The sequence below is a fragment of the Amycolatopsis sp. SB7-3 genome (assembly GCF_041021335.1).
Lineage (GTDB): Bacteria > Actinomycetota > Actinomycetes > Mycobacteriales > Pseudonocardiaceae > Amycolatopsis > Amycolatopsis japonica.
The window spans coordinates 36490-48818 of the sequence record NZ_JBFPJQ010000008.1 but is presented as its reverse complement, the minus strand read 5'-3'; the positions used below and the strand labels follow the sequence as shown (position 1 = coordinate 48818).

The window sequence follows — 12329 nt, the reverse complement described above, 5'->3', positions numbered from 1 at the left end:
GGAACACCACCCGTTCCGTAACGGGGAGCTAACGTTTCCTTCGATATGTCCATAAAGGACAGAGCGCGGCGGCCGCGAGGCACAGCCAGGCGAACACGTCACCGACACGGGCGTACACGCTCTGTGTTCTCGCTGAGCGTCATGGCAGCCGACCGACGCGCTCCGTCCGTACGGTCAGGAAACGTGGTCGCGGTAGGCCTTAACGGTCTCCGCGAGCACCTCGCCACCGGGGCGGCGCCAAAGGTCGGCGTCGAACACCTCGACCTCGATCGGCCCGGTGTACCCGGCGGCCTCGACACACGCTTTCAGCTGCCGGTGGTCGATCGGGCCGTCGCCGGGCAGCGCCCGGCCGAGCAGGGTGTCGGTCAGGGGCACCTTCTGGTCGCAGACGTGGAATCCGGCGATCCGGCCCGCCGCAGCGGCGATCGACTCCTCGATCCGCGGATCCCACCACACGTGGAATTCGTCGACGATCACGCCGACCTGATCGGCCGGATGCTCCAGCGCGATCGCCAGCGCCTCGTCCACAGTGGACAGGACCGAACGCTCGGCGCACTGCATGGGGTGCAACGGTTCCAGGCCGAGGCGGACCCCGCGCTCACCGGCGTACGGCGCCAGTTCGCCGACCGCGTCCGCCACCCGCTGCCGGGAGGACTTCAGGCTGCCGTTCACCCCGCCGACGACCAGGACGAGGACGTCCGCCCCCAGTGCGGCGGCTTCGTCGATCGCCTCCCTGGTCTGCGCGACACCGTCCACAGGGGATCCTTCCGGGGTGACCCCGGTGAAGAAACCGCCACGGCACAACGACGACACGCCGACGTCGTACTCCTTGAGCAACCGGGCGGCTTCCTCGACGCCGGTCTCGGCGACCTTGTCCCGCCACAGGCCGATCCAGCGGACGCCCGCCTCGGCGCAGCCCGCGACGGCCTCCGGCAGCGACCACGCCTTGGTGGTGATCTGGTTCAGGCTCAACCGGTCCATCAGGCCACCCCCGCCGCGGCCAGCAGCGGCCGCATCCGCGCGACGGCGAGGTCCGGATCGGTCAGCGCGCCCGCGGCGTCGGCCAGGCGCAGCAGTTCGGCCAGATGCGTGATGGAGCGGGCCGACTCGCGGCCGGCGACCATGCGGAAGTGGTCCTGGTGCCCGTTGAGGTAGGCGAGGAAGACGACGCCGGTCTTGTAGTTCCTGGTGGGAGCACGGAAGATGGCCCGGCTCAAGGCGACCGTCGGGTCGAGCAGGCCGTGGAAACCGGCTTTGTCACCCTCGTCGAGGCGGGCGAGCGCGGCGCCCGCGACCTGCGCCACGGCGTCGAAGATGCCCAGAAGAGCTTCGCTGTGGCCCTGGTCGTCCCCGGCGATGAGTTCCGGGTAGTTGAAGTCGTCGCCGGTGTAGCACTTGACGCCTTCGGGCAGCGCGCGGCGGAATTCGGTCTCGATCGACGCGTCGAGTACGGAAACCTTGACCCCGGCGATCACGCCGGCGTGCTCGGCGCAGAGCCTGCCCAGTTCCTCGGCCGCCTCGCGGACGTCGCCGTGGCCCCAGTAGCCCGCCAGCGCCGGGTCGAACTGCTCGCCCAGCCAGTGCAGCAGGACCGGGCGGTCCGCGCCGGAGAGCAGTTTTCCGTACGCGGCATGGTAATCCGCCGGACCGGAAGCCGACGCGGCGAGCGCGCGGCTGGCCATCACGACCGGGATCGCGCCCGCCTCGCCGACCAGGTCCAGCTGCTCGCGCCAAGCGTCCACAATGGACCCGGCGGTCGCTTCACCGGCGGGGAGCTGGTCGGTGCCGACGCCCGCCACCCACGGCCGTCCGGCGGCGAGCGCCCCGGTGCGGCGGATCAGGTCCTTGGTGGTGGCCCAGTCCAAGCCCATCCCGCGCTGCGCGGTGTCCATGGCTTCGGCGACGCCGAGACCGCAGGACCACAGGTGCTCGCGGAAGGCGAGCGTGGTGTCCCAGTCCAGCACCGCGCCTTCTTCGGGGTCGGCGGGGGCGAACTGGTCGGCGACCACGTGTGCGGCGGCGTAGGCGATGCGGGAGGTCGGCGGCGTCGCCGGTTTCGCGGGCGTTTCCGCCCCTCGCGGCGTCCACTCCACCAGTCCGCCGTCGGCGGTGGGAAGGGCGATCAAGGTCATCGGGTCTCCGTGGCGCGGGGTGTGAGAAAGCGCTTTCTCAGACCACGTTAAGTCACCCCTCGGGCCACACACAAGGGTTTCAGCGGGCGGGAGCGGCGGTGCTGCGGCGCAGGACGACCTCGCCGGACATCTTCACCACGCGCGGCCGGGTGCCGGGGGAGGCCTTGAACGCCAGGTCCATGGCCCGTTCGCCCAGCTTCTCCAGCGGCAGCGCGACCGTGGTCAGCGCGGGCGTGAGATCGCGCACTACCGGGATGTCGTCGAAACCGGCGATCGACATCTCGCCGGGCACGGAGACCCCGGCGTCGCGCAAGGCCGACATCGCGCCGATCGCCATCACGTCGGTCACCGCGAACACGCACGTCGGCCACTGCTTGCGCGGCCGGGCGAGGACCTTCTCCATCGCCTCGTAGCCGCCGTCGCGGGTGAACGCCGCCTCGAAGACGTCGTCTTCGGCCAGTTCGACGCCGTGCTCCAGCAGTTCCGCGGCGAATCCGTCGAGGCGGTCGACGACGGTGGTCAGGCTCTTCGGCCCGGCGAGCACGGCGAAACGCCGGTGTCCGAAGTCCAGCAGGGCCTTCGCCAGTTCGGCGCCGCCACCCCGGTTGTCGGGCTGGACGGTGTCCACTTTGAGCCCGCGGTGCCTGCTGACCGCGGCGACGTGCCCACCGCCGCGCCGGTACGGCTCGAGTTCGGCGGCCATCGCCTTTTCCCACGCCTTGTCCTCGAACGCGGAACCGATCAGCAGAATGGCCGACGCGCGCTGGGCGCGCAGCGTCGAAACGTACGCGACCTCCTTGGCCGGATCGCGGAACGTGCTCGCGAGCATCACCAGAAGATCGTTTTCACTCGCCGCGCGCATGATCCCGCCGGCGATCGCGGCGAAATACGGGTCGCCGACGTCGTGGCAGATCACTCCGACGGTCGGCTGTGAGCCACCGGCCAACGCCTGAGCGTGAGCATTGGGGGTATAGGAGAGCTCGGCCGCCGCGGCGATCACGCGTTCGCGGAGATCCCCCCGGACGGTGGCGGTGCCGTTGAGTACGCGGGACGCGGTCGCGAGCGACACGTCCGCGGTGCGCGCCACATCTTCCAGCGTCACGTGGGGGCGGGCCTTCATCGATCCTCCAAGCTGGCGTTTGGGGCATAGTGGCGGACATGCTCGGCCTTTATCCGGAAATCGAACCTTACGTCCAAGGGATGTTGCCCGTCGGTGACGGCAACGAGATCTATTGGGAGGAATGCGGCGATCCCGAGGGCAAGCCGGTGATTTTCCTGCACGGCGGCCCCGGGGGCGGTTCGAGTCCGAGACATCGCAGGCTGTTCGATCCGGCCCGGTACCGCATCGTCCTTTTCGATCAGCGCGGCTGCGGGCGCAGCACGCCGAACTGCGCCACCCCGGAGGCGGACCTCTCGGTCAACACGACGTGGCATCTGGTCGCCGACATCGAGCGCTTGCGCGAGCATCTGGACATCGAACACTGGATGGTCTTCGGCGGTTCGTGGGGGAGTGTGCTCGGGCTGACCTACGCGGAAACCCACCCGGAGCGCGTCACGGAACTCGTCCTCCGCGGGGTGGCCACCCTGCGGGTGAAGGAACTGCAATGGCTCTACGGCGGGGGAGCGGCGTTCCTCTTCCCCGAGGCGTGGTCGCGGTTCCTGGCCCCGGTGCCGTATTCGCGCCGCCAGGAGAACCTGATCGAGGTCTATCACGAACTGCTGAGCCACCCGGATCCCGCCGTGCACGGCCCCGCCGCGATCGCGTGGAGCCGGTGGGAGGGGGAGACGGTCAAACTGCGTCCCCAGGACGAGGTGATCGACGCGTTCAGCGATCCCGCGTTCGCCCTCGCGATCGCGAGGATCGAGAACCACTACTTCCGGCACGGCGGCTGGCTGGCCGAAGATCAGCTGCTCCGCGACGCCGGGAAGCTACGGGACATCCCGTGCGTTCTGGTCCAGGGACGCTACGACGTGGTCACCCCGGCCATCACCGCGTGGGAGCTCAGCCAGGTGCTGCCTTCCGCCGAACTGGTGATGGTCGGCGACTCGGGTCACGCGTTCGACGAACCCGGCACCCTGCACGAGTTGATCAGCGCGACCGACCGATTCGCGTCAGACTGGCGGGGCGCCGGTACACGCCAGGACGAGAGGAACGCAGACATGCTTTTCGGTGACGAGCACGTCCGTCGCTACGAAGAGACCGACGGCGAGGTGGGCCACGACTGGGAGAAGGGCGCACCTTGCCTCATCCTCACCACCAAGGGCCGGAAGACCGGCGAGGACCGCAAGTTCGCGCTGATCTACCAGTTCGACGACCAGGGCAACCCGGTGATCGTGGCCTCCAAGGGCGGCGCGCCGGAGGACCCGGGCTGGTACAAGAACCTGCAGGCCAACCCTGAGGTCAAGGCCCAGGTCAAGGCGGACAAGTTCACCGCGCGCGCCCGGACCCTCGAAGGCGAGGAGCGCGCGAAGCTGTGGGAGAAGCTCGCCGCCGTGTGGCCGGATTACAACGAGTACGCGAAGAAGACCGACCGCGAGATCCCCGTGGTGGTGCTCGAGCGCGTGTGATCCGCGCCGCGTTCGCGCGTGGTCGTAGCCGAACCGGAGCGGGTTCGGCTACGAATTACGTCCATGGTGCTGAGACCCCGTGAACGCTGGACCGCGCTGAGCCCCGCTTCGGGGGACTTGCTGACGTTCCGCCAGATGATCGCCTTCGGCCGGCGCTTCGCCCGCGCCGGCCGGGGCGCCTGGTTCGCCTTCGCGATCAACGTCGTGTGGCCGTTCCTCGTGCTGTTCACCCGGTTCCGGGTACGCGGCGGTGAGCACCTGCCGTCGTCGGGCGGCTTCCTGGTGGCGTCGAACCACCTCTCGTTCGCCGACCCGACGACGGTGACGGCGTACTGCCTGGCGCACGGACGCGTGCCGCGCTACCTGGCGAAGGCGAGCCTGTGGGACGCGCCCGTCATCGGTTCGGTGATGCGTTCCGGCAAGCACATCCCGGTCTACCGCGGGGCCGCCACGGCGTCGGACGCGTACCGCGACGCAGTCAGCGCCGTCCGTGAGGGTGAATGCGTCGTCATCTTCCCGGAAGCCACCTTCACGGATCACCCGGACGGGTGGCCGATGCGCGGCAAGACCGGCATCGCGCGGATCGCGCTGGAGACCGGTGTCCCGGTGATCCCGCTGGCGAACTGGGGCACGCACCACCTGCTGCCGTCGGACGCCGTGCTCCCGCGCGCCTTCCCGCGCAAGACGGTGAACCTGGTCGCCGGTCCGCCGGTGGACCTCTCGGACCTCATGACGCCTTCGCCGTCCCGTGAGGTGCTGGAGGAGGCGACCAAGCGGATCATGACCGCGGTGACCGAGCTGCTGATCGAGATCCGCGGCTCGCGTCCCGAGTAGGCAGTCTCACCCTTCGGACCGTCCCGGTGAGGGGTAGGTTTCGAGGTATGAGTGCACACTATGACGTCGTTGTCCTGGGGGCCGGAGTCGGCGGTTACGTGGCGGCGATCCGGGCGTCGCAGCTGGGGCTGAGCGCGGCGGTCGTGGAGGAGAAGTACTGGGGTGGTGTCTGCCTCAACGTCGGCTGCATCCCGTCGAAGGCACTGCTGCGCAACGCCGAACTCGCGCATATCGTGACCAAAGAGGCGAAGTCCTTCGGGATCCAGGTCGAGGGGAAGGTCAGCTTCGACTACCAAGCCGCCTTCGATCGCAGCCGCAAGGTCGCGGACGGTCGCGTCAAGGGCGTGCACTTCCTGATGAAGAAGAACAAGATCACCGAATACGACGGGCACGGCACCTTCCTCGACGCCAACACCATCGAGGTCAACGGGGAGCGGATCACCTTCGACAACTGCGTGATCGCCACCGGCGCGACCGCGCGCCTGCTGCCGGGCACCACGCGCAGCGACCGCGTGGTCACCTACGAACAGCAGATCATGGAAAACGAGCTGCCGGAGAGCATCGTCATCGCCGGCGCGGGCGCGATCGGCGTCGAATTCGCCTACGTGCTGCACAACTACGGCGTGAAGGTGACCATCGTCGAATACCTCGACCGGATGGTCCCGCTCGAGGACGCCGAGGTCTCCGCGGAACTCGCGCGCCGCTACCGGAAGCTCGGCATCGAGGTGCTGACCTCGACGAAGGTCGAGTCGATCGACGACACCGGCTCCAACGTGCGCGTGACCGTGTCGAAGAACGGCGAGCAGCGTGTCCTGGAAGCGGACAAGGTGTTGCAGGCCATCGGTTTCCAGCCGCGCGTCGAGGGATACGGCCTGGACAAGACCGGCGTGGAACTGACCGACCGCGGTGCCATCGCCATCGACTCGCGCGGCCGCACCAACGTCCCGCACATCTTCGCGATCGGCGACGTCACCGCGAAACTGATGCTCGCGCACGCGTCCGAATCCATGGGCGTCGTCGCCGCCGAAACCATCGCGGGCGCCGAGACCATGGAACTCGACTTCGTCATGATCCCGCGCGCGACCTACTGCCAGCCGCAGATCGCCAGCTTCGGCTGGACCGAAGAACAGGCCCGCGAAAAGGGCTTCGACGTCCAGGTGGCGAAGTTCCCCTTCACCGCCAACGGAAAGGCGCACGGCCTCGGCGAGGCCGTCGGCTTCGTGAAAATCCTGAGCGACGCGACGCACGGCGAGCTTTTGGGCGCGCACCTGATCGGCCCGGAGGTGACCGAACTGCTGCCGGAACTGACTTTGGCGCAGCAGTGGGACCTGACGGTGCACGAGATCTCGCGGAACGTGCACGCTCACCCGACCCTGGGGGAAGCGGTCAAGGAAGCCGTGCACGGCCTCGCTGGCCACATGATCAACATGTAAGCGTGAACCTGCCCTGACCTGCTGGTTTGCGGGTCAGGGCAGGTGTCAGGCCGTGGCCAGGCCGTCATGCAGCCTGGTCGCCGAGCGCTTCGTCGAAGAAGTCGTCGACGGCCTTCCTCGTCCGAGCGTGGCTACTCGGCAGGAGATGCGTGTACACCCGGAGCGTGAAACCGGGGTCGGTGTGACCGAGGTATTGGGACAGCGCCTTGATCGACTCGCCAGCGTCGAGCAGGACCGAGGCGTAGAGGTGCCGCAGCGCGTGCACGCCGTCCGCCCTGGTCGGCTTCTCCACCCCGGCGTCCTTGAGCGCGGGCAGCCAGAAGTTCCGCCGGAACCGCTCAGCTATGAGCACCTTCCCGTACCCGTTGACCATCAGCAGGCGGACCGTGGTGGGTTTGCCGCCCGGATGCGACCAGGGGAGCGTGACCTCAGTCGCCGTGAACTCCTCGGCGTACTCGTCGAGGAGACCGAGCAGCTTCCGCCCGATCGGCACCTCACGTGACTTGCCGCCCTTGGGCGGAGCGAACACCGGTTTCCCGGCGACCACTCGCACCTGTCGGGTGATGTATGCCAGGTTCTTACTCCGGTCGACGTCATCGAGCGAGAACCCGAACAGCTCGCCCTTCCGCAGGCCCAGACCGGCCGGGACATCGACAGCGGGCTTGTACCGCCTCGGGAGGTTGTCCCGCACCGCCCGAGCCCGTTCGCGGGACCAGGGCACGACCTGATTCCGGCTCGCCCTCGGCCGCGAGATCACCTTGGACAGCGCCGGATTCTCCGAGATCTTCTTGTCCGCCATCGCGAAGTTCAGGATCGACACCAGATGTCCGAAGTAGAGCGCCCGCGACGTCTCTGAGGCTTCGTCGTCCTGGAGCTTCCGTAACCAGGTCTGGATGTGACTCGGCCGGATCGACCCGACCGCCTTCTTGCCGAAGTACGGAAGCAGGTGGACGTTGACGCGGGTCGCGAAGCGTTCCCGACTGGTGTAGTCGACCGTCTGCGAGTCCAGCCAGCTTTGCGCTACGACCTCGAACAGCACCAGGCCCGCGCGAGGGTCGATGTACTTGCCCTCGCGCTTGTCCGACTCCATCTCGATGAGGAAGTCTTCGGCGCGCTTCTTTTGCTTGTCCGGAAAGGACTTCGACCGCTCGCTACCGTCCGGGTCGAGGTAGCGGACCTTGTACCGCATCCCGACGCCGTACAGCTCGGTTCTCTCCAGAACGGGTTTTCCGCGCGCGTTGAGCCGCAGGTTCCCCTTGGCGTCCTTGGCGGGTTTGTACCAGCGATCTTGGATGTGTCCCATCAGGCGGCCTCCTCAGCAACCCAGGCCCGAACCTTCGTCGGGTCATAGCGGAGGTGACGGCCGATCTTCCGTACCGGCGGTCCCTCTCCGAGCCATTTCCATTGGTAGAGCGTCTTCACTGGCACGCGGAGGTAGTCCGCGACGTCTTCGACTGACCACAGTGGATCGATGCTGTCCATGCCTTCCCCCTTAAGCCGCGAGCGGAGTTGCCGAAAGATTTGGTGGACTCTGCGCGGCTAGTAGTGCTTTGTCGTACTCGGCTTTCCAGGTGATGCGTTCAGAGATTGCGTGCATGACCAGGTGGTCCCGAGGAGGCACGTTCGCGTCGCTCGAATCGACCTTGCGCCAGACCAGCCGAGCGGGATCAGGTGTCGGTTGCTCGATGCCCACGGACGCCAGCGCTTGCAGGACGAACGCCTTCCGGTCCGCTTTGTGGTCGACGAGCGTCTTCCCCGACCACTTCCGGGACACCAGGACCCGGCGCCCCGGCAGGCCGAGTGTGGTCCGCCGATGCGCCCGGCCCTTGCAGTGCCCTGGAGTCGTTTTCCCGTTGGCTCCCTTGGGGTTTATGCCGTAGAGCAGCCACACCGCGCAGCGAGGCGAGCAGGGCGTCACGGACAGTTCCGCGTGCAGCCGGTCGTGGTGGTCCTTCTGCCGCGCGGTGTCGGCTTCCACGACCTCACCGGTGGACTTGGTGAGGTACTTGGTCAGATAGCCGATGTGCCGCCCGGCCTCTTCGGTCCCGCCGAGGATGCCTTTCGAGTGGACCTGACGGCCGAAGGTGACCACGTGCGCCGGGGCTTCCACGGCCTCCACTGCGTCGTCAAACTCGGTCAGCGGCTCGCGGGTATCCGGGTCGACGAATATCCGGCGGTCGCCGTCCCACAGTGGCATCCGGTCGACGTAGACGATCTGGTCATGGTTGGGCCACCAGACCTGGTGATAGGTCGCTTCGGTGACTTGGCGGATGACGTCGTGCGGGACCGATCCCCGGATGGCCGCGTGCAGGTGCGGTGCGGCTCGTCGTTGGGGTTCGACGGTGGCGAAGTACTGGGCGTCCCAGCCCACGACCCGCCGAAGGTTCTGCCACCAGCGGTCCACCAGTGCGGAGAAGTGCACCGCGTCCCGAGCCGCCCGCCGGTAGTCATACGTCGCCGGGTCGACCGGTGCACCGTCGGAGCGGACGGGGCCGTAGGTGTCGCAGGTGAGCGTGACGAACATCGACGGCCGGAACCGTCCCGCGTACTCCCGGCCCACAGTGGTCTTGGCGACCTTGCGACGAGGGAGGTTCGGCGCGTCCTGCCGCCGCTTCGTTGACCGCTTCACCGCCTTCTTCGTGGGCAGGTCGATCGACGGGAGACGGCCCCGCATCCCGAGTTGCCGAAGTTCGTCGTCGACGTCTTGGATCTCCTCCCGCAGCTCGTCGGCCTCCGCCTGGTTCGTCTCTTGCCGGTAAGCGGCGACGAGGTCAGCTCGGAACGCCAACAGCTCCGTCTGAGTCTCAGTCGGTGGCTCTGCTGTGAAGTCGGGTTCTTCGGTCATGTGCCAGCCCTCGCGGCACTGAACCTGTCGAAGTGCCTTCGCTTTCCGGGCACACGGGAGGCACACCGATTCGACCGTTGAGCCACACGGGACGGGGACGTACCGGAGTTCTCCGGTGTCGGTGTCCCCGACCTCCATCGTGAACGGCCGGACACAGACCCCGTGCTTCTCAGCGGTCGCTTTCACCACGTCGGAGGCGAGTGGTTCGCGCATCCGGGCGGCGCGGGTTTTGGCCGGCGGGGTCACCGCGGCTTCCTTGGCGCTCATCAGGCAGCCACCTCCCCAGGTGCGTTCCACTGCCGCAGCACGAACACCGGCATCTCCTGCCGCATCCCCGCAGGCAAGTCCGGGAACGTGGCTTCGTCGAACCAGACGCCGCCGTAGACCACCACCGGGATGCCGCAGGGAGTGCGGCCAGTGAGTTCGAGGTGCACCGAGGCACCGCCCTTAGGACGCCACAGCGACGCCTTCACGTCCTCCAGGGAGTTAGCCCAGGTGAGCAAGCCGCGCGCCACGTCCTCAAGCCGACGAGAGTCGAGCTGCACTGTGATCGGATCAGGCCCCACCCCAACCCGGACCGAGGCAGCCGGAGGCAGCGCGAACGAGTCGAGGTGATCGCGGATCGCGTCGAGGAAGACCATCAGCCGGTTCACGCCGCCACCCCCTCAGGACCGCCACGTGTGGCCAGGTCGACGACATGCGCGCCGCCGTTGGTCACGTAGGTCTCCAGCGCCTTGACTGTCTCGTCTGGCACCCAGCCAGCCCGGACCCGCAGCGGTTCGCGGATGCCTTCGCCCCAGATGTAGCCGACGCCCGCAGCCGACTCCTCGATCCGGTTCGCCCACGCTCCGCGCTCATAGGCACCGTCTCCGAGGACCATCCCGACGTGCGTCTTCGAGGTGACGCGTAGGCACACCCGGCGGGGGAACAGCTCCCGAACCGGGACCGTGTCTTTCGTCGGCTCCTGCACGTACCCGCGCACCGTGTAGCCGAGTGCCCGACCTTGAGTGGTCAGGATGGCGACTCGTTCGACGATGGCTTCGCGGGTTTTGCGGTCGGTGTACTTGGTGAGTGCGCCGATCTCGTCGAACTCCAGGACCTCCAAGGGGTGATCGGTGGAGATCGGCACCTCACGGGTGTGCCCGGCGAACTCGCGCTTACGAACCTCAAGACCGCCGAGCAGGTCGTCCAGAACCTCGATGGCCTCCTTACCCGTAACGCCGTAACGGGCGAAGATTCCACGCCCGTAGGCGAGTTCCATTCCCTTCGGGTCGATCCCCGAGATGCGCACCGTCCCGGCCCGGATCGCCGAGGCGGCCGAGACGAGCGGGGACCACATGACCGAGTTCTTCCCAGCTCCGGTAGCTCCGGCGACGAGCATGTGCGCGCCTGGACCGGTCAGTGGCAGCCGCCAGTCCTTGCCGTACTCGGTGCGTCCGGCGAGCACCCGCCGCAGATCCACGCCGTCGACGGCCGCCAGGTCGGGCAGCTCCGCACAGTCCACCGGTGCTTTGAGGAGGTCCCGGCGTTGGAAGTCGAGTGAGACGACGTTGGGTTCCAGCTCCCGGACCTGGCACCGCGTGACCTTGCGAGCCACGGCCAGGGCGCGGGCGGCGTCGTCGAAGTCCTCCGGCTTCTGACCCGGTACGAGCCGGACACGAACCTCATCCCACGACGGCCCCGACCGCACACCCAGCACCTTCGGCACCTGCACCGCAGCACCACCGCCCGCAGCACGAGAAACAGCCTTCCGGCGACGGCCGACCAGGTTCACGGTGACTTCGACGGGCATGGTGCCGTCGGAGATGGACAGGCCGCAGGCGTGCAGCCAGCCCGGCAGTTTCCGGGCGTAGGTGAACCAGCGCAGCCACCACGCACGCAGGAACCGACCACAGCACCGGTCGAACGACACCACGTCGAGCAGCCGCCACACCACCAGGACCACCGCGACCGACCCCACCGTGATCGCGAGTGACGGCCAGTCGAGCCACTGCCACCAGGCCACCACCGCGATCACGCCGAGGCTGGTTCGCCAGTGCGTGAAGACCTGCTTTCCCAGCCACACCAACAACTTCACCGCCGACCACAGGGCGATGAAGACCACCGCAGCGGCGGCCAGGACTTCCGCGATCGTGGCGAGCGCGCGGCCGAGCTTGTGCAGCAGCCACACCACCACACCCAGCACCCCGCCGCCGACGAGGAGGAGACCGATCCCGTTCGCGTTCATCGGCGACCACCGCCGGTCAGATCCAGCGGCAGCATTCCCCGACAGGGAGCACATTCCGCCTCACCGGGAAGGAGCTTCGCGAACCGCTTACAGACTGTGCAGCGCGTTCGGGTGACCCCGTCTAGCGGCCGGTTGTTGTCATCGTTTAGCGTTGTCATTGTTCACTTCCAGAGGTTGTGGACAGCGCAGGACCGGCGAGGTTTCCTAGGCCAGGTACCGGTTCTGCGCCTTACGAGACGCGGGAAGCGCGTGAGGACGTGTTTGTACGCCGCACGTCCCCACGCACGTTT

The 12329-nt window shown here is 67.8% G+C and carries 11 protein-coding genes; 3 read left to right on the top strand and 8 right to left on the bottom strand.

Annotated elements, in window-relative coordinates:
* Positions 1-174 precede the first annotated feature (174 nt).
* The 3 genes from AB8M46_RS36615 to AB8M46_RS36605 form a co-directional block, all read right to left on the bottom strand.
* Positions 175-981, bottom strand: coding sequence for a sugar phosphate isomerase/epimerase family protein (locus AB8M46_RS36615; protein ID WP_394363149.1), 807 nt, complete (start codon positions 979-981; stop codon positions 175-177).
* The gene (locus AB8M46_RS36610; RefSeq protein ID WP_394363148.1) at positions 981-2132 is read right to left on the bottom strand and encodes a dihydrodipicolinate synthase family protein; all 1152 of its coding nucleotides are present in this window, start codon (positions 2130-2132) and stop codon (positions 981-983) included. The genes AB8M46_RS36615 and AB8M46_RS36610 overlap by 1 nt, the downstream gene beginning before the upstream one ends.
* 79 nt (positions 2133-2211) lie before the next feature.
* Entirely contained in the window at positions 2212-3252 is a 1041-nt protein-coding gene (locus tag AB8M46_RS36605) for a LacI family DNA-binding transcriptional regulator (RefSeq protein WP_037346841.1), read from the bottom strand.
* 38 nt (positions 3253-3290) lie between these two features.
* Here AB8M46_RS36605 and pip point away from each other — a divergent pair, with 38 nt between their 5' ends.
* The 3 genes from pip (at position 3291) to lpdA (ending at position 6967) form a co-directional block, all read left to right on the top strand.
* Positions 3291-4700, top strand: coding sequence for a prolyl aminopeptidase (pip, locus tag AB8M46_RS36600; RefSeq protein ID WP_394363147.1), 1410 nt, complete (start codon positions 3291-3293; stop codon positions 4698-4700).
* A gap of 63 nt (positions 4701-4763) precedes the next feature.
* Entirely contained in the window at positions 4764-5534 is a 771-nt protein-coding gene (locus AB8M46_RS36595; protein ID WP_037346845.1) for a 1-acyl-sn-glycerol-3-phosphate acyltransferase, read from the top strand.
* Positions 5535-5581: 47 nt separating this feature from the next.
* A complete protein-coding gene (gene lpdA / locus AB8M46_RS36590) occupies positions 5582-6967 on the top strand; it encodes a dihydrolipoyl dehydrogenase (protein WP_037346846.1) in 1386 nt (461 codons plus the stop codon).
* A 64-nt stretch (positions 6968-7031) separates the two neighbouring features.
* Here the strand turns inward: lpdA and AB8M46_RS36585 are convergent, their stop codons facing one another.
* The 5 genes from AB8M46_RS36585 to AB8M46_RS36565 are packed head-to-tail and all read right to left on the bottom strand — an operon-like array spanning position 7032 to position 12039.
* Positions 7032-8270, bottom strand: a complete 1239-nt coding sequence (locus AB8M46_RS36585) for a tyrosine-type recombinase/integrase (RefSeq protein WP_394363146.1) — start codon at positions 8268-8270, stop codon at positions 7032-7034.
* Positions 8270-8449 carry a helix-turn-helix domain-containing protein gene (locus tag AB8M46_RS36580; protein WP_007033922.1) on the bottom strand — a complete coding sequence of 60 codons (180 nt, stop codon included), beginning with the start codon at positions 8447-8449 and terminating at the stop codon, positions 8270-8272. The genes AB8M46_RS36585 and AB8M46_RS36580 overlap by 1 nt, the downstream gene beginning before the upstream one ends.
* 10 nt (positions 8450-8459) lie before the next feature.
* Positions 8460-10079 (bottom strand): replication initiator, encoded by a 1620-nt coding sequence (locus AB8M46_RS36575; RefSeq protein WP_394363145.1) that lies wholly within the window; start codon positions 10077-10079, stop codon positions 8460-8462.
* Entirely contained in the window at positions 10079-10465 is a 387-nt protein-coding gene (locus AB8M46_RS36570; RefSeq protein ID WP_394363144.1) for a hypothetical protein, read from the bottom strand. The genes AB8M46_RS36575 and AB8M46_RS36570 overlap by 1 nt, the downstream gene beginning before the upstream one ends.
* Positions 10462-12039, bottom strand: coding sequence for an FtsK/SpoIIIE domain-containing protein (locus AB8M46_RS36565; RefSeq protein WP_394363143.1), 1578 nt, complete (start codon positions 12037-12039; stop codon positions 10462-10464). The genes AB8M46_RS36570 and AB8M46_RS36565 overlap by 4 nt, the downstream gene beginning before the upstream one ends.
* Positions 12040-12329: the final 290 nt, after the last annotated feature.